16 protein-coding genes are annotated in these 16,094 nt (G+C 63.8%); 12 read left to right on the top strand and 4 right to left on the bottom strand.

The features are described from left to right. Window positions 1–1,960, top strand: a 1,960-nt coding sequence (locus DM373_RS22635; RefSeq protein ID WP_425272607.1) for an RHS repeat domain-containing protein, incomplete at its 5' end; no start/stop codon positions are given. Between the two features lie 42 nt (window positions 1,961–2,002). Here DM373_RS22635 and DM373_RS22630 read toward each other — a convergent pair. The 3 genes from DM373_RS22630 to DM373_RS22620 all read right to left on the bottom strand — a co-directional run bounded on the left by DM373_RS22630 (window position 2,003) and on the right by DM373_RS22620 (window position 5,655). Beyond that, entirely contained in the window at window positions 2,003–2,416 is a 414-nt protein-coding gene (locus tag DM373_RS22630) for a PA2817 family protein (protein ID WP_110995701.1), read from the bottom strand. Between the two features lie 99 nt (window positions 2,417–2,515). Next, the gene (locus DM373_RS22625; protein ID WP_110995700.1) at window positions 2,516–4,963 is read right to left on the bottom strand and encodes an acyl-CoA dehydrogenase; all 2,448 of its coding nucleotides are present in this window, start codon (window positions 4,961–4,963) and stop codon (window positions 2,516–2,518) included. A gap of 230 nt (window positions 4,964–5,193) precedes the next feature. Beyond that, window positions 5,194–5,655, bottom strand: a complete 462-nt coding sequence (locus tag DM373_RS22620; RefSeq protein WP_110995699.1) for a hypothetical protein — start codon at window positions 5,653–5,655, stop codon at window positions 5,194–5,196. Window positions 5,656–5,896: 241 nt separating this feature from the next. On the opposite strand from DM373_RS22620, the gene DM373_RS22615 reads away from it, so the two are divergent. From DM373_RS22615 to DM373_RS22605, 3 genes are all read left to right on the top strand, one after another. Beyond that, complete coding sequence (locus DM373_RS22615; protein WP_110995698.1) at window positions 5,897–6,520, top strand: glutathione S-transferase; 624 nt, start codon at window positions 5,897–5,899, stop codon at window positions 6,518–6,520. Between the two features lie 135 nt (window positions 6,521–6,655). Further along, window positions 6,656–7,588 carry an ABC transporter ATP-binding protein gene (locus DM373_RS22610; RefSeq protein ID WP_110995697.1) on the top strand — a complete coding sequence of 311 codons (933 nt, stop codon included), beginning with the start codon at window positions 6,656–6,658 and terminating at the stop codon, window positions 7,586–7,588. Continuing rightward, window positions 7,585–8,364, top strand: coding sequence for an ABC transporter permease (locus DM373_RS22605; RefSeq protein WP_110995696.1), 780 nt, complete (start codon window positions 7,585–7,587; stop codon window positions 8,362–8,364). The genes DM373_RS22610 and DM373_RS22605 overlap by 4 nt, the downstream gene beginning before the upstream one ends. Here DM373_RS22605 and DM373_RS22600 read toward each other — a convergent pair. Then, entirely contained in the window at window positions 8,248–8,874 is a 627-nt protein-coding gene (locus DM373_RS22600) for a DUF2062 domain-containing protein (RefSeq protein WP_157966878.1), read from the bottom strand. The two genes, DM373_RS22605 and DM373_RS22600, sit on opposite strands and share 117 nt — an antisense overlap. Window positions 8,875–9,018: 144 nt before the next feature. Here DM373_RS22600 and DM373_RS22595 point away from each other — a divergent pair, with 144 nt between their 5' ends. The 8 genes from DM373_RS22595 to murB all read left to right on the top strand — a co-directional run bounded on the left by DM373_RS22595 (window position 9,019) and on the right by murB (window position 15,970). After that, window positions 9,019–11,238 carry a DNA internalization-related competence protein ComEC/Rec2 gene (locus DM373_RS22595; RefSeq protein ID WP_110995695.1) on the top strand — a complete coding sequence of 740 codons (2,220 nt, stop codon included), beginning with the start codon at window positions 9,019–9,021 and terminating at the stop codon, window positions 11,236–11,238. A 194-nt stretch (window positions 11,239–11,432) separates the two neighbouring features. Next, entirely contained in the window at window positions 11,433–12,068 is a 636-nt protein-coding gene (locus DM373_RS22590) for a MotA/TolQ/ExbB proton channel family protein (RefSeq protein WP_110995694.1), read from the top strand. Beyond that, the gene (locus DM373_RS22585) at window positions 12,065–12,499 is read left to right on the top strand and encodes an ExbD/TolR family protein (protein WP_110995693.1); all 435 of its coding nucleotides are present in this window, start codon (window positions 12,065–12,067) and stop codon (window positions 12,497–12,499) included. The genes DM373_RS22590 and DM373_RS22585 overlap by 4 nt, the downstream gene beginning before the upstream one ends. Next, a complete protein-coding gene (gene lpxK, locus DM373_RS22580; protein ID WP_110995692.1) occupies window positions 12,499–13,503 on the top strand; it encodes a tetraacyldisaccharide 4'-kinase in 1,005 nt (334 codons plus the stop codon). The genes DM373_RS22585 and lpxK overlap by 1 nt, the downstream gene beginning before the upstream one ends. Window positions 13,504–13,543: 40 nt before the next feature. Continuing rightward, a complete protein-coding gene (locus DM373_RS22575) occupies window positions 13,544–13,729 on the top strand; it encodes a Trm112 family protein (RefSeq protein ID WP_011532874.1) in 186 nt (61 codons plus the stop codon). After that, a complete protein-coding gene (gene kdsB / locus DM373_RS22570) occupies window positions 13,726–14,490 on the top strand; it encodes a 3-deoxy-manno-octulosonate cytidylyltransferase (RefSeq protein WP_110995691.1) in 765 nt (254 codons plus the stop codon). Before DM373_RS22575 ends, kdsB begins: the two co-directional genes overlap by 4 nt. Continuing rightward, the gene (locus DM373_RS22565) at window positions 14,490–14,954 is read left to right on the top strand and encodes a low molecular weight protein-tyrosine-phosphatase (RefSeq protein ID WP_110995690.1); all 465 of its coding nucleotides are present in this window, start codon (window positions 14,490–14,492) and stop codon (window positions 14,952–14,954) included. Before kdsB ends, DM373_RS22565 begins: the two co-directional genes overlap by 1 nt. Further along, window positions 14,951–15,970, top strand: coding sequence for a UDP-N-acetylmuramate dehydrogenase (gene murB, locus DM373_RS22560; RefSeq protein ID WP_110995689.1), 1,020 nt, complete (start codon window positions 14,951–14,953; stop codon window positions 15,968–15,970). The genes DM373_RS22565 and murB overlap by 4 nt, the downstream gene beginning before the upstream one ends. Window positions 15,971–16,094 lie beyond the last annotated feature (124 nt).

Below are 16,094 nucleotides of genomic sequence, written 5' to 3'. Positions count from 1 at the left end.
ACGGCGAGTGGATGTCAAGGGCGTCGTAACCGAGTCGTTGCTGGATGGTCTCGGGCGTGCTGTGGAAGAAAAGCAACAGGATCACGATTTCCTGTCCGGCACTGCTCGAACCATCTATCGTGCCAAGTTCAACGAACTGGCGCAGTTGGTCGAGGAGATCGAGGAGGACTGGGTCGGTGCGCGAGACGCCGATGTCCTGACCCTCAAGACCGTCAGGGAATATGACGACTGGGGTAATGAACTGGCGGTAATCGGGCCTGACGGTACGCGGATGATGACCCAGACAAGCCCACAGGGCTCGGCGCTCCATAAGGGGCCGATCGTGACCCGTTGGCGCGTAGGCACCGATGGCCTTGAAACCGCGCGGTCCATTGCCATGCAGGATCTGTTCGGCAATGCGATCAGGATCGAGCGTCGCGACGCCAACATGGGACCAACCCTGATCAGTCTGGAGCTCAAGGAGCATGACGGTCTTGGCAGGCTGGTCAAGGAGACGTTGCAGAGGAATGATGAGGACATCAACGGGCGGATCAATGAATACACCCGCGATGTTTTCGGTCGGATCCTCAGTCATACCTTGCCCGATCGATCGGTCGTGTCGCGCACCTTTGCCTTGCACAGCAGCGAAGACTTGCCGATCTCCATCGTGGTTGCCGATGCCTCCCGCGACATGGCCGAGTTCAAACTCGGAGAGCAGACTTTCGATGGCCTGGACAGGCAGCTCAGTGCGACCACTGGAGGCAGGTTGCAGACCTACCGATATGATCCGGGCATGACCAAACCAGCGTCAGTCACCATGCCCAACCAGGAATTGATTCGCTACGAATACGAAATAAAGTTGCACGACCAGCCTACGCAGCGAGTGCTGATGAACAACACGTCAAATGGCAAGTCAGCGGACACCATTGACTTTACTTTCGATCATCAGAATGCGCGCCTTGTGGACTGCATGGTTGCTGGAGTCAAGGTGCTCGAACGAACCTATCATCAGGGCGGGCAGCTCAAGACCGACCATCGTCAGCAGGATGGCGCAAGGTTCGAGATGACCTATTCCTACAGCCGTCAGGGGCGCCTGTTGAGCTACAAGGATGTGCTTGGGGAAACCCAGGTGAACACTTACAACGCGGACAATGGCCAATTGAGCAGAACGACACTTGGCACCTTGAGCACAGTCTTCTCTTATGACGGATTTGGCCGTGTCAGTAACTACGTTACAAGCGATTCGGCCAGTCAGCAGACCTTGAGAACCGATTTGGAGTACGACGAACTCGAGCGTGAGCAGAAGAGGACATTCACTTGGGGTGGCAGCGTTCAGACCTTGACCCAAGGCTACTACGACGAAAACGATACGCTCCAGACCCGTGTGCTCAAGCAGGGCAACACCACGCTGCGAAGCGAACAGTTCATCTACGATCAGCGACAGCGGCTGGAGCGCTATACCTGCACGGGTAGCGAGCGACCAGAGGATCCTTACGGCAACAAGATTACCGGGCAGACCTTCGTGTTCGACGGTCTGGACAACATCCGGGAGGTGACCACCACGTTCGACGGCGGCAGTAACCTGGCCATCTATACCTTCGCCAGCGATTTGAAGCTTGGCGGGGATCCCGTGCAACTGAGGAAGATCGACAACGATGTGTATCCCGACAAGTCCATCGAACTGACTTATGACGACAACGGCAACATGACACGGGATGAGAAGGGCAACCAGATGACGTACAACGTACTCAACCAACTGGTCTCTGTAACGCTTGCCGAGCCAGGCGAAGAAGGGGCGCAGGTTAAATATTCGTATGATCCACTGGACGTGCTCAATGGCACGCTTCAGGGAGAGACTGCGGGTTATCGCAGTTATCAGGGAGATCAGGTGGCCGTGAACATCAACGGTGGCGAAAGCACCCGGATCATGCATGCGGGTGAAATGCCGCTGGCCGAACAGGACGATGTTTACGAGCCTTGAGCGGCTTGGCCTGACCCGCCCATGGGGCGGGCCAGGGTGCCATCAGTGAGGGGTGAGGGCCTGGGCAGGCAGGTGCATCCGCTGGCTTTCCAGGGGCCAATCGAAGGGCTCGCCTTTCTGCTGTGCCTCGTAGCGGCGCTCTTCGAGCTGCTGGTAGAGATCGAGCTCTTCATCGGGCATGAAATGCAGACAGTCACCGGCGAAGAACCACAGTAGATCGCGAGGTACCAGATGGGCGATCTGCGGATAGCGCTGGATCACCTGGCATATCAGGTCCTGGCCCAGGTACTGGCTTTCCAGCGGGTTCTGGGGCAGCAGGGCGAGCAACTCGTCGAACCGTTCGAGGAACAGGGCGTGGCTTTCCTCCGGTACCTGCTCGGCTTCACCCAGCGCGGCCAGGATGGTGCGCAGGTGATGCAGCAGCTGCAGGTGATACTCCAGGTGGGGGGTTGCCATGTGGGCGGTCCTCGGGCTCGGGGTGGTAAAAATCGGGGTGAACTATACGCCTGTTCGCTTTTGGAAGGGAGGGGCCGCATCGCGACCCCTACATGGCGCTCAGCGCACTTTGCCTGGGCCGAGCGACAACTGCTCCTTGTCGAATGCATCGACATCGATCACCACTCGTCTCGCATGTTCGGCCTCACACAGAAGTTGGCCTTCAGCGGCTTGCAGCACGCCGGCTGCCACGGCGCTATCGATCACTGATTGACCAGGCGTTGGACTCACCTTGTGTTCCTTCAAACCCTGATGCAGCGTTTTGTACAGTGGTGCAAGGTCAGCGAGCTGATCGCAGGCCCGTTGCAGTGCGGCTATGGGGTCATCTTCGGCCTGCGGTCTGAAACAACCCGCCAGCAGCTCCTCGAGCGCGGGATCGCCCTTGCGCCGTCCGATCAGCTCGGCCACCTCGGCATCCAGCTCGTCGCTCGGCCCGGTATGTCGACGCCCGAACGGGAAAACAAGTACTCGCAGTGCGCAACCGATGAAGCGATTGGGAAAGTTTTCAATCAGTGAGTCCAAGGCCTTTTCCGCCTGCCCCAGGCACTCTTCGAGCGCCCATCGCAGCAGTGGTTGCATGTGTTCTGGCGAACCCAGGTCGTGGAAGCGCTTGAGCGCGGCGCTGGCCAGGTAGAGGTTGCTGAGCACATCACCCAGCCGGGCACTGAGGCGTTCGCGACGTTTGAGCGTGCCACCGAGCAACATCATCGACAGGTCGGCCAGCAGGGCGAAGGCGGCGGCCTGGCGGTTGAGCGCGCGGAAGTAGCCCTGGCTCAGGGCATCGCCCGGAACCTTCTCGAAACGCCCCAGCCCTAGCCCCAGGACCAAGGTGCTGGCAGCGTTTCCGGCGGCGAACAGGATGTGCTGAATCAGCAGGTCGTCGAACTCCTTGAGCGCCTGGACGTGATCCTCGTGCCCGGCCAGGGACATCTCCCTCAGCACGAACGGATGGCAGCGGATCGCGCCCTGGCCGAAGATCATCAGGTTGCGCGAGAGTATGTTGGCGCCCTCGACGGTGATGAAGATCGGCGCGCCCTGCCAATTGCGCCCCAGGTAGTTGTTCGGGCCCATGATGATGGCCTTGCCGCCGTGCACGTCCATGGCGTGCTGGATGCATTCGCGGCCGCGCTCGGTAAGGTGATACTTGAGGATCGCCGAGAGCACCGAGGGTTTTTCGCCCAGGTCCACGGCCTTGGCCGTAAGCAGGCGGGCGCTGTCCATCAGCCAGGCATTGCCGCCGATGCGCGCCATGGCTTCCTGGATGCCTTCGAACGCCGCCAGCGGCACGTTGAACTGCTCGCGGATGTTGGCGTACTGGCCGGTAACCAGGCTGGTGTACTTGGCCGCTCCGGTGCCGACCGCGGGCAGCGAGATCGAGCGGCCCACCGACAGACAGTTCATCAGCATCATCCAGCCTTTGCCGAGCATGGCCTGGCCGCCGATCAGGCAGTCCAACGGCAGGAACACATCCTTGCCGCTGTTTGGGCCGTTCATGAACGCGGCGCCCAGGGGCAGGTGGCGCTTGCCGATCTCCACACCAGGGGTGTCGGTGGGGACCAGCGCCAGGCTGATACCCAGGTCGGTCTGCTCGCCCAGCAGATGGTCCGGGTCGTAGGCCTTGAAGGCCAGGCCCAGCAAGGTTGCGACCGGACCAAGGGTGATGTAGCGCTTTTCCCAGTTCAGGCGCAGGCCGATGACTTCCTCCGCGTTCCACTGGCCCTTGCAGACGATGCCTGTGTCGGGCATGGCGCCGGCGTCGGAGCCGGCCAGGGGCCCGGTGAGGGCGAAGCAGGGAATCTCATCGCCACGGGCCAGACGCGGCAGGTAATGGTTGCGCTGTTCGTCGGTACCGTAATGCAACAGCAGTTCTGCGGGGCCCAGGGAGTTGGGCACCATCACCGTCGAGGCAAGGTCACCGCTGCGGGTGGCCAGTTTCATCGCCACCTGCGAATGGGCATAGGCGGAAAAACCTTTGCCGCCGTACTCCTTGGGAATGATCAGGGCGAAGAAGCCGTGCTGCTTGATATGCGTCCAGGCTTCGGGCGGCAAGTCGAGGTCCTGGCCGATCTGCCAATCATTGACCATGGCGCAAAGCTGCTCGGTGGGGCCGTCGAGGAACGCTTGCTCCTCTTCAGTGAGTGCCGGGGCGGGGTAGGCGAGCAGGGTGTTCCAGTCCGGGCGGCCGCTGAACAGGTGGCCGTCCCACCACACGGTGCCGGCGTCGATGGCTTCGCGCTCGGTCTGCGACATGGGCGGCAAGGTGCGCTGGAACCACCTGAATACTGGGGCGGTGAATATCTTGCGTCGCCATTCGGGCAGGGCGATGAAGGCGACTTTGACGGCGATCACTGCCCAGATCAGCACGAGCAACCAGCCGGGCGCGTTGCCGAAAATGCCCATCAGCACGACATAGGCGGCCACCGCGCCGAGAATCTGCAGTGGAGCCAGGCGGCGATGGGTGAGATATGCGGCGCCGAGCACCAGAACCAGCAACCACAGCAGCAACATAATCCTTCCTCCTTGAGCCAAGGGCGTTCAGCTGACCCACAGAGCTTAGACGCACTGCGATTCATAGCCTGCCCACATGACTGACAGGGTGGGGCCGTGGGAGTTCGGAACAGATTGCCCACACGCCGCTTGGGGCAGCAGTGATGTCGGTCGGCAATTTCAGGCTGCGAAGGAGAGCAGGGGCACGAGGTCGTGGTTTCGCGCCCTCCAGGCATGAGTGGTTGGAGGGGTCAGTCGAAGTTGGAGCTCCTGACGCATGTCAAGTTACCGTCCTTGATCTCGCCCTTCTTTTTGTCAAGGAACAGACCGGGCGTAATCAACTCGCCTTCCGATTTGGCCTGAAGGTCTGAAAATTTTACCCAGCCGGTGCTGGTGGAGATGTTGGCCGCTTCCACCGTGAACCACCACCCCCCCGTAGAGCAACTATCGTCGGCTCTGTGGTCGTAAAACGATATCTTGGTTCCTGCCAGCACCTCGGCCAGCTTGAAGTAATAGACTTCATCGTTTTTGCAGCTGGTATCCTTGAGCAGTTTGTCATTTGCCTGAACGTTGATTGAACACGTTGTCCCGTTATTATTTTTCAAGTCGATTTTTGCTTGGCTCCATGCCAATTGCGCGCTTATGCATTGCGCTGCCAGTAGCAGAAAGAGCAGTGCAGTTGAGCGCCAGTTGCTCGGTAGAGTCGGCTTCATGATACGTGTCTCATTTTTAATGTGAGGAGCGACACATTCGCCCGTTCGCGGCATTGACATGGCATGTGTGGCGGTTGATTCCGCCAGATGTCAGGACTGTTCTACATTAGCCGCCTCGGGTGCGTAACTGGCAGAAATGCCAGTTGCGTGGCGAAGCCATTCAGATAATTGGATGAACGGCTGCCACATGTGGATACCGGTAGTAGACTGTCCCACCTCCCGCATTCATAAGGACGTTGCCATGCTGAAGATCTGGGGCCGCAAGAATTCGAGCAATGTGCGCAAGGCGTTGTGGATCGCCCACGAGCTGGGCCTGAACTTTGAATCCATCGACGCCGGCGGCGCCTTCGGCGTGGTCAACGAACCCCACTACCGCGCCCTCAACCCCAACGGCCTGGTGCCGATGCTCGAAGACGGCGACCTGGTGCTGTGGGAGTCCAACGCCATCGTCCGCTACTTGTGCGCCGAGTACGGCCAGGAGCAGGGCTGGTACCTCGACGACCCACGCCAACGTGCCCTGGCGGACAAGTGGATGGACTGGACCACCTCGTCCTTCGCCACCCCGTTCCGTCCACTGTTCTGGGGCCTGCTGCGCACCCCCGAAGACCAGCGCGACTGGGTGGCGATCAATGCCGCGCACAAGCAGTGCGCCCAGTTGCTGGCCATCGCCGACGAAACCTTGGCCAAGCAGCCATACCTGTCCGGTGAGCAGATCGGCATGGGCGACATCCCCCTGGGCAGCTTCATCTACGCCTGGTTCGAAATGCCCATCGAACGCCCGGCGATGTACCACCTCGAAGCCTGGTACGAGCGCCTCAAGCAACGCCCGGCCTACCAGGCGGCAGTGATGACTGCCCTGACGTGACGCCACTTCGATAGTCATTATCAATAGATGTGACTGTACTTGTGCGGCCGGCCCTTGCACCATGGCCGCACTCACTGCGCCAGTGACTTTGCCTGGCGTGTCCTGAACCATTCTTTATCCGGTACGTGACCCGCTATGAGTTCCGCCCTGTCCATCCGACAGCTGACCAAGACCTACGGCAACGGCTTCCAGGCCCTCAAGGGCATCGACCTGGACGTTGCCGAAGGCGACTTCTTCGCCTTGCTGGGCCCCAATGGCGCCGGCAAGTCCACCACCATCGGCATCCTCTCCACCCTGGTGAACAAGACCAGCGGCACGGTCAACGTGTTCGGCCACGACCTGGACCGCGAGCCGGCTGCGCTCAAGCGCTGCCTGGGTGTGGTGCCCCAGGAGTTCAACTTCAACCAGTTCGAGAAGACGTTCGACATCGTCGTCACGCAAGCGGGCTACTACGGTATCCCGCCGAAGCTGGCCAAGGAGCGTGCCGAGCAGTATCTGACCCAACTGGGGCTGTGGGACAAGCGTGACGTGCAGTCGCGCTCGCTGTCCGGGGGCATGAAGCGCCGCCTGATGATCGCCCGGGCGCTGATCCACGAGCCGCGCCTGCTGATCCTCGACGAGCCGACCGCGGGGGTGGACATCGAGCTGCGCCGTTCGATGTGGAGCTTCCTCACCGAGCTCAACCAGAAGGGCATCACCATCATCCTCACCACCCACTACCTCGAAGAGGCCGAGCAGCTGTGCCGCAACATCGGCATCATCGACCACGGCACCATCGTCGAGAACACCAGCATGCGCCAACTGCTGGGCAAGCTGCATGTCGAGACCTTCGTGCTCGACCTTAGGCACGACTTGCCCGCTGCGCCTGAGCTGCAGGGCTACCCGTGCCGGCTGATCACCCCGCACACCCTGGAAGTGCAGGTGGAGAAAGAGATCGGCATCACCGCGCTGTTCGGCCAGCTGGCGCTGAAGAACATCGAGGTGCAGAGCCTGCGCAACAAGACCAACCGACTCGAGGAGCTGTTCGTGTCCCTGGTGGAAAAAAACCTGTCGAAGGTGGCCGTATGAGTGTGGAGCTGCGCACCAACTGGGTGGCCCTGAACACCATCGTCTACCGCGAAGTGCGGCGTTTCTTGCGTATCTGGCCGCAGACCCTGCTGCCGCCGGCGATCACCATGGTGTTGTACTTCGTGATCTTCGGCAACCTGATTGGCCGGCAGATCGGCGACATGGGTGGCTTCACCTACATGGAGTACATCGTGCCGGGGCTGATCATGATGTCGGTGATCACCAACTCGTACGGCAACGTGGTGTCGAGCTTCTTCGGCAGCAAGTTCCAGCGCTCCATCGAAGAGCTGATGGTGTCGCCGGTGTCGCCGCACATCATCCTGGTCGGCTACGTATTGGGCGGTGTGCTGCGTGGCTTGGCGGTGGGGGTGATCGTCACGATCCTGTCGCTGTTCTTCACCCACCTGCAGGTGCATCACCTGGGCGTGACCGTGGCCGTGGTGTTGCTGACCGCGACCATCTTCTCGCTGCTGGGCTTCGTCAACGCGGTGTTCGCACGCAATTTCGACGATATCTCGATCATCCCGACCTTCGTGTTGACGCCGCTGACCTACCTGGGTGGGGTGTTCTACTCGATCACCCTGCTGCCGCCGTTCTGGCAGACCGTGTCGTTGGCCAACCCGGTGCTGCACATGGTCAACTCGTTCCGCTACGGCATCCTAGGGGTGTCGGACATCAGCATTGGCACCGCGATCACCTTCATGCTGGTGGCTACCGCGCTGCTCTACCTGCTGTGCATCCGCTTGCTGGTCAGCGGCCGCGGCATGCGGGCGTAGGCAGCGGCACTGGCGCCGGCGCCACTGCCGGCCCACCCACCAGCGCCAGTAGAACTGGGTGGTGAAGTAGGCGAGTACGCCAAGCACCACCCCGCACACCACCGAGCCCAGCAGGAAGGGTTGCCAGAGCGTTGCGAGTTGGTCGGTGACCCAGTCGACGGTGATTTCCTCGGGCAGCGTGCGCGGCGGTACCTGCATCAGCCAGGCGCCGGTCATGTAGGTGACGAAGAACACCGGCGGCATGGTCAGCGGGTTGGTCAGCCACACCAGGCTCACCGCGATGGGCAGGTTGCCGCGTACCGGGATCGCCAGGGCGGCAGCCAGCAGCATCTGCATGGGGATGGGGATCAAGGCCGCGAACAGCCCGACACCCATGGCCCGCGCCACCGAGTGGCGGTTGAGGTGCCAGAGGTTGGGGTCGTGGAGCAGCTTGCCGAAAAAGCGTAACGACTTGTGTTCCCGGATGCTGGTCGGGTCCGGCATGTAGCGTTTGAACAGACGGCGCGGCATGTGGGCTCCCGGCGGGGTCGAAGGGCGTCAGTATGCCTTGATTGAATCGCAGCCTCGTTCAGAGTTTGTGACAATTGTTTAGCAAGATTTCCCTCTTGATCGGCTAAGCCTCAGGGGCGTTTTTCGCTTCTGGAGCTCTATCTCATGCGCACAGGGATGCTTGCGCTCGTGCTCGGGCTGTTGAGCCTGCGCTTTCTGCCTGCTCTGCCACCGGTCGGGTGGTTGCTTGCACTGTCATTGCTGGGGCTGGCCTGCCTGCGTGCGCGGGGCTGGCCGCTTGGCTGTTACCTGTTGGGGCTTTGCTGGGCGTGCTGGTCGGCGCAGCAGGCACTGGAAGATCGGCTGGCCGTGGCACTGGACGGGCGCACCTTGTGGCTGGAGGGGCGGGTGGTCGGCCTGCCGGCGCGCACCGGGCACGGTGTGCGCTTCGAGCTGGAGCAGGCCCGTTCGCGTCGCGCCGAGTTGCCGCAGCGGTTACAGCTGAGCTGGTTCGATGGCCCCGCATTGCGCGCCGGGGAGCACTGGCGGCTGGCGGTCAATCTGCGCCGCCCGCATGGGCTGCTCAACCCCCATGGCCCGGACCGCGAGGCGACCCTGCTGGCACGGCGGGTCGGCGCGACCGGCACGGTCAAGGCGGGTGAGCGGCTGGGCGCTCCTGCCCACGACTGGCGCGACAGCATCCGTCAACGGTTGCTGGCGGTCGATGCCCATGGGCGCGAAGCGGCCCTGGCGGCGCTGGTGCTGGGCGATGGCGCGGGGCTGGCGCGCCAGGACTGGCAGGCCCTGCAAGCCACCGGCACGGTCCATCTGCTGGTGATCTCCGGGCAGCATATCGGGCTGCTGGCCGGGTTGGTCTATGGTGCGGTGGCCGGGCTGGCCCGCTTGGGCGGCTGGCCGCGACGCCTGCCTTGGCTGCCCTGGGCCTGCGGCCTGGCCATGGGTGCGGCGCTGCTGTACGGCTGGCTGGCGGGTTTTGGCGTGCCGGTACAGCGTGCCTGCCTGATGCTGGCGGTGGTACTGCTGTGGCGCCTGCGCTTTCGCCAGCTGGGCGTGGGGCTGCCCTTGTTGCTGGCGCTGCTGGGGGTGTTGCTGGTCGAGCCGCTGGCCAGCCTGTTGCCGGGCTTCTGGCTGTCGTTCGCCGCCGTGGCGGTGCTGGCGCTGTGTTTTTCTGCCCGGCTGGGCGCCTGGCGGCCATGGCAGGCCTGGACGCGGGCGCAATGGGTGATAGCCGTGGGCCTGCTGCCGGTGCTGCTGGCGCTGGGCCTGCCGATCAGCCTTACGGCGCCGCTGGCCAACCTGCTGGCGGTGCCGTGGCTGAGCCTGGCGGTGCTGCCCTTGGCCTTGCTCGGTACCGCGCTGTTGCCGCTGCCCTGGCTGGGGGAGGGGCTGTTGTGGCTGGCGGGTGTTTCGCTGCACGGCCTGTTTGGCTGGCTTGCCCAGGTGGCAGGGCTTGTGCCGGCGTGGATTGCCGAGCCGCCGCCGCTGTGGGCCGGGCTGCTGTTGGGGCTTGGCGCGTTGCTGGTGCTGTTGCCCCGGGGCGTGCCCTTGCGTGCGCCGGGTGCGGTCTTGTTGCTGGCCCTGTGGGCGCCACGCGAGCAGGTGCCGCATGGCCAGGTCGAAGTCTGGCAGCTGGACGTTGGCCAAGGGTTGGCGGTGTTGCTGCGCACTCGCCAGCACAGCCTGTTGTATGACGCCGGCCCCGCGATGGGGGAGAGCGACCTGGGCGAAAGCGTGGTGCTGCCGACCTTGCGCAAGCTCGGGGTGCGACAGTTGGACCTGATGCTGATCAGCCATGCCCATGCCGACCATGCCGGGGGCGCCGGGGCCATTCAGCGCGGGTTGCCGGTGAAGCAGGTGGTTGCCGGCGAAGCGACGGCGTTGCAGGCAGGCTTGCACGGCCAACCCTGCAAGAGTGGCGAGCGCTGGCAATGGGATGGTGTCGATTTCGAGCTCTGGCACTGGCCGGCCGGGCCCAATAGCAACGAGCGGTCCTGTGTGCTGCGGGTCGAGGCCAATGGCGAGCGGCTGCTGCTGGCAGGCGACATGGAGGCCGGCGCCGAGCGGGCCTGGCTGGCCGCGACGGGCGATCCGCGCATCGACTGGCTGCAGTCGCCGCACCATGGCAGCCGCACGTCGTCCGGCGAGGCGCTCATCAGGGCCATGGCCCCACGCGGGGTGTTGATATCGCGCGGGCGGCACAATGGGTTCGGGCACCCTCATGCGCAGGTGATCGAGCGCTATTTGCGGCAGGGGATGAGCATTCATGACACGGCCTTGGAGGGCGCACTGCGGTTGCGGTTAGGGAGTCATGGTGGGGTGGAGGGGGAGCGGGGGCAGCGCAGGTTCTGGCGCGATCAGGAATGAACATTTGCTGGATGTCTGGGGTGCAGGCCTTGGGTGTTGTGGAGGGGCACAAATCGAGCGCCGCCCGCGCGGCGCTCGATTTGCGCCACACCGCAAGTTCCAAGACGAACCCTGCGATTTCCCTGACCTCCGGCAGATGAGCCGCCCGCGTGCGTATGGTAGAGTGGCGGCCTTTTTCCGAGGGGATGCTTACTGTGTGGGAATTGGTCAAGTCCGGTGGCTGGATGATGCTGCCGATCATCCTGAGTTCCATCGTTGCCATGGCAATCGTCGTCGAGCGCCTGTGGACCCTGCGCGCCAGCCGTGTCACCCCACCGCACCTGCTGGGCCAGGTGTGGATGTGGATCAAGGACAAGCAACTCACCAGTGACAAGCTCAAGGCCCTGCGCGCCGACTCGCCGCTGGGCGAGATCCTCGCTGCCGGCCTGGCCAACTCGCGCCATGGCCGCGAGATCATGAAAGAGTGCATCGAGGAAGCCGCCTCGCGGGTCATCCACGAGCTGGAGCGCTACATCAGCACCCTCGGCACCATTGCCGCCATGGCCCCGCTGCTCGGCCTGCTGGGTACGGTGCTGGGCATGATCGACATCTTCAGCGCCTTCATGGGCTCGCAGATGACCGCCAACGCCGCAGTGCTCGCCGGTGGTATTTCCAAGGCGCTGGTGACCACCGCCGCCGGCCTGATGGTCGGTATCCCGGCGGTGTTCTTCCACCGTTTCCTGCTGCGCCGCATCGATGAGCTGGTGGTGGGCATGGAGCAGGAAGCGATCAAACTGGTGGAAGTGTTGCAGGGCGACCGTGAAGTGGAAGTGGCCGGAGGCAAGGTGTGAAGTTCCGGCGCAACCGTCAGCGCGAGAACGTCGACATCAACCTGGCGTCGTTGATCGACGTGGTGTTCGTGCTGCTGCTGTTCTTCGTGGTCACCACCACCTTCACCCGTGAGACGCAACTGCGTGTCGAACTGCCCGAGGCCTCCAGTGCCGAGCAGGCGCCGGCAGACCAGGGCAAGCTGGTGGAAATCTCCATCAGCGCCGAGGGTGTGTATTCGGTGAACAACCACCTGCTGCCCAAGAGCGACCTGGACACCCTGACCGAGGCGATCGAGAAGGAGTCCGGCGGTGACATCACCCTGCCGCTGGCGATCAGCGCCGACGGCAAGACCCCGCACCAGGCTGTGATCACCGCAATGGATGCGGCCGGCAAGCTCGGCTTCAGCAAGTTGCGCATGACCACCGTCGAGGCTGCGCAGGGTAAGCCTTGATGGCCTTCGCCGACCGCCTGCTCGCCGCCTGGTACAACGGTCATCCAGCCCTGGCCCTGCTGCGTCCGCTGGAGGCGCTGTACCGCCGGGTGGTGATGCGCAAACGCGCGCGCTTCCTCAGTGGCGAGAGCGCCAGCTACCGGGCTCCGGTGCCAGTGGTCGTGGTGGGCAACATCACCGTTGGCGGCACCGGCAAGACGCCGATGATCCTCTGGCTGATCGAGCACTGCCGCCAGCGTGGGCTCAAGGTCGGCGTGGTCAGCCGTGGTTATGGTGCCAAACCGCCTGAATACCCCTGGCGCGTTGCCGCCGAGCAGAGCGCCGAACAGGCCGGCGACGAGCCGTTGCTGATCGTCCAGCGCACCGGCGTGCCGCTGATGATCGACCCCGACCGTTCCCGCGCCGTGCAGGCGTTACTGGCCAGCGATGCGCCCGACCTGATCCTCTGCGATGACGGCATGCAGCACTATCGCCTGGCCCGTGACCTGGAACTGGTGCTGATCGACGCCGCCCGTGGCCTGGGCAACCGCCGCTGCCTGCCCGCCGGGCCGCTGCGCGAGCCGGCCGAGCGCCTGCACGAGGCCGACGCGGTGTTGTTCAATGGCGCCGTGGCCGACCGTGAGCAAGGCTTCGCGTTCAGCCTGCAGCCCACCGCGCTGATCAACCTGCGCAGCGGCGAGCGCCGTGGCCTTGACTTGTTTCCTGTGGGCCAGGCGCTGCATGCCGTGGCCGGCATCGGCAACCCGCAACGTTTCTTCAATACCCTGCAGGGGCTAAACTGGCAGCCGCTGCCGCACCCGTTCGCCGACCATGCGCCGTACAGCCGTGAGCTGCTGTCGTTCAGCCCGCCGCTGCCGCTGGTGATGACCGAGAAGGATGCGGTGAAGTGCCGGCCCTTCGCTGCCGACGACTGGTGGTACCTGGCGGTCGATGCGCTGCCTTCGGCGGCCTTCGCCGCCTGGTTCGACGCACAGCTGGATCGCCTGCTGCCCGGCCGCCCCTGAGCCTTTTTCATTTTCCGGCCACTGGCCTCAAGGAAACCCCATGGACACCAAACTGCTCGATATCCTGGCCTGCCCGATCACCAAGGGCCCGCTCAAGCTCAGCGCCGACAAGACCGAGCTGATCAGCAAGGGCGCGGGCCTGGCCTACCCGATCCGCGACGGCATCCCGGTGATGCTGGAAAGCGAAGCGCGCACCCTGACCGATGAAGAGCGCTTGGACAAATGAGCCTGGACTTCACCGTGGTGATCCCCGCCCGGCTGCGCTCCACGCGCCTGCCGGGCAAGCCGCTGCTGGCGATTGCCGGCAAGCCGATGGTCCAGCATGTGTGGGAACAGGCGCGCAAGAGCGGCGCCAAACGTGTGGTCATCGCCACCGACGATGCCAGCATCGTCGAGGCCTGCCAGGGGTTTGGCGCCGAGGTGCTGCTGACCCGCGCCGACCACGAGTCGGGCACCGATCGCCTGGCCGAAGTTGCCGCCCTGCTTGGGCTGGCGGCCGATGCCATCGTGGTCAACGTGCAAGGTGACGAGCCGCTGATCCCGCCGGTGATCATCGACCAGGTGGCGGCCAACCTCGCCGCGCACCCCGAAGCCGGCATCGCGACGCTGGCCGAGCCGATCCACGAGCCGGAAACCGTGTTCAACCCCAACGCGGTCAAGGTCACCAGCGACAAGCACGGCCTGGCGCTGACCTTCAGCCGTGCACCCTTGCCCTGGGCCCGCGATGCCTTTGCCAAGGCGCGTGACGTGCTGCCCGAGGGTGTGCCGTACCGTCGCCATATCGGCATGTACGCCTACCGTGTCGGTTTTCTCCAGGATTTCGTCGGCTGGGGGCCATGCTGGCTCGAGCAGACCGAGGCGTTGGAGCAGCTGCGTGCACTGTGGCATGGCGTGCGTATCCACGTCGCCGATGCCATCGAAGCCCCGGCGGTGGGCGTCGATACCCCTGAAGACCTGGAGCGCGTGCGGCGCTTGCTGGAGGCCTGATGCGCGTCTTGTTCGTCTGCCTCGGCAATATCTGCCGCTCGCCCACTGCCGAAGGCGTGTTGCGCCACCAGCTGGAGGCCGCAGGCCTGGCTGAGCAGGTGCAGGTGGCGTCTGCCGGCACTGGTGACTGGCATGTGGGCAAGGCCCCCGACAGCCGTACCTGCAAGGCCGCGCTGGCGCGTGGCTACGACCTGTCGCGCCAGCGCGCCCAGCAGGTCAAGGCGGCGCATTTCGGTGAATACGATCTGATCCTGGCCATGGACAACAGCAACCTGGCCAACCTCAAGGCACTGCGCCCGCACAATGCCAAGGGCGAGCTGGATCTGTTCCTGCGCCGCTATGGCGTGGCGCTGGATGAAGTGCCCGACCCCTATTACGGCGGTGCCGAAGGTTTCGAGCAGGTCCTGGACCTGATCGAGGCGGCCTGCCGTGAGCTGGTGGTGGAAATCAAGGGGCGGTTATGACGGTGGCGTGGCAGCAACAGGTATCGCTCAAGCCCTACAACACCTTCGGCATCGATGTGCGTGCGCGTTACTTCACCCAGGCCCATGACGATGACGAAGCCCGCCAGGCCCTGGCCGAGGCCGTCGAGCGGCAGGTGCCGGTGCTGGTGATCGGCGGTGGCAGCAACCTGCTGCTGACCCGCGACATCGACGCCCTGGTGCTGCACATGGCCAGCCGTGGCCGGCGCCTGCTCAGCGATGACGGCGAGCGGGTAGTGGTGGAGGCCGAGGCCGGTGAGCCCTGGCATCCCTTCGTGCAGTGGACCCTGGCACAAGGCCTGAGCGGGCTGGAAAATCTCAGCCTGATCCCTGGCACCGTGGGGGCCGCGCCGATGCAGAACGTCGGCGCCTATGGGGTCGAGATCAAGGACGTTTTCGCTGGCCTGACCGCGCTCGATCGAGAGACCGGCGAGCTGCGCGATTTCACGCTGCAGGAGTGCGCGTTCGGCTACCGTGACAGCCTGTTCAAGCGCAACCCCGGGCGTTGGTTGATCCTGCGCGTACGTTTTGCCCTTGACCGGACGTTGCGGGCGCACCTGGATTACGGCCCGGTGCGTCAGCGTTTGACCGAGCAGGGCGTCGGGCAGCCGACTGCGCAGGCCATCAGTGATGCGATCTGCAGTATTCGCCGGGAGAAACTGCCGGACCCGGCCGAGCTGGGCAATGCCGGGAGCTTCTTCAAGAATCCGGTGGTGACGGTGGAGCTGGCAGACAAGATTCGTAGCGCTTACCCGACCGTGGTGGCTTATCCGCAGGCCGGTGGCCAGGTAAAGCTGGCGGCGGGTTGGTTGATCGAGCAGGCGGGGTGGAAGGGCCATCGTGATGGCGATGCCGGTGTGCATCGTTTGCAGTCGTTGGTACTGGTGAACTATGGCCAGGCGAGCGGGGCGCAGATGCATGCGCTGGCGCAGAAGATCCAGGCGGATATCCTCGAACGGTTCGGCGTGGAGTTGGAGATGGAGCCGAACCTGTACTGACGCAATCGCGGGGCAAGCCCGCTCCCACGTACACAGTAGCGTGGGAGCGGGCTTGCCCCGCGATCACCGGCGAAGCCGGTGCCAAGTTTTCCCGGCAAAGAAAAAGCCCCGCCAGTTCGCACTG

Origin of the sequence: Pseudomonas sichuanensis (assembly GCF_003231305.1) — a bacterium.
In the GTDB taxonomy this organism is placed as follows: domain Bacteria; phylum Pseudomonadota; class Gammaproteobacteria; order Pseudomonadales; family Pseudomonadaceae; genus Aquipseudomonas; species Aquipseudomonas sichuanensis.
Note: the sequence above shows the minus strand (reverse complement) of the source record. Positions and strands in the feature narration are given on the sequence as shown.

Coding starts and splice junctions, on each gene's coding strand:
- DM373_RS22610 (WP_110995697.1), top strand. CDS start 6,656: ATGAGTTCCGCCCTGTCCATCCGACAGCTGACCAAGACCTACGGCAAC.
- DM373_RS22575 (WP_011532874.1), top strand. CDS start 13,544: ATGGACACCAAACTGCTCGATATCCTGGCCTGCCCGATCACCAAGGGC.
- DM373_RS22630 (WP_110995701.1), bottom strand. CDS start 2,416: ATGGCAACCCCCCACCTGGAGTATCACCTGCAGCTGCTGCATCACCTG.
- DM373_RS22620 (WP_110995699.1), bottom strand. CDS start 5,655: ATGAAGCCGACTCTACCGAGCAACTGGCGCTCAACTGCACTGCTCTTT.
- kdsB (WP_110995691.1), top strand. CDS start 13,726: ATGAGCCTGGACTTCACCGTGGTGATCCCCGCCCGGCTGCGCTCCACG.
- DM373_RS22605 (WP_110995696.1), top strand. CDS start 7,585: ATGAGTGTGGAGCTGCGCACCAACTGGGTGGCCCTGAACACCATCGTC.
- DM373_RS22625 (WP_110995700.1), bottom strand. CDS start 4,963: ATGTTGCTGCTGTGGTTGCTGGTTCTGGTGCTCGGCGCCGCATATCTC.
- DM373_RS22615 (WP_110995698.1), top strand. CDS start 5,897: ATGCTGAAGATCTGGGGCCGCAAGAATTCGAGCAATGTGCGCAAGGCG.
- lpxK (WP_110995692.1), top strand. CDS start 12,499: ATGGCCTTCGCCGACCGCCTGCTCGCCGCCTGGTACAACGGTCATCCA.
- DM373_RS22595 (WP_110995695.1), top strand. CDS start 9,019: ATGCGCACAGGGATGCTTGCGCTCGTGCTCGGGCTGTTGAGCCTGCGC.
- murB (WP_110995689.1), top strand. CDS start 14,951: ATGACGGTGGCGTGGCAGCAACAGGTATCGCTCAAGCCCTACAACACC.
- DM373_RS22565 (WP_110995690.1), top strand. CDS start 14,490: ATGCGCGTCTTGTTCGTCTGCCTCGGCAATATCTGCCGCTCGCCCACT.
- DM373_RS22600 (WP_157966878.1), bottom strand. CDS start 8,874: ATGCCGCGCCGTCTGTTCAAACGCTACATGCCGGACCCGACCAGCATC.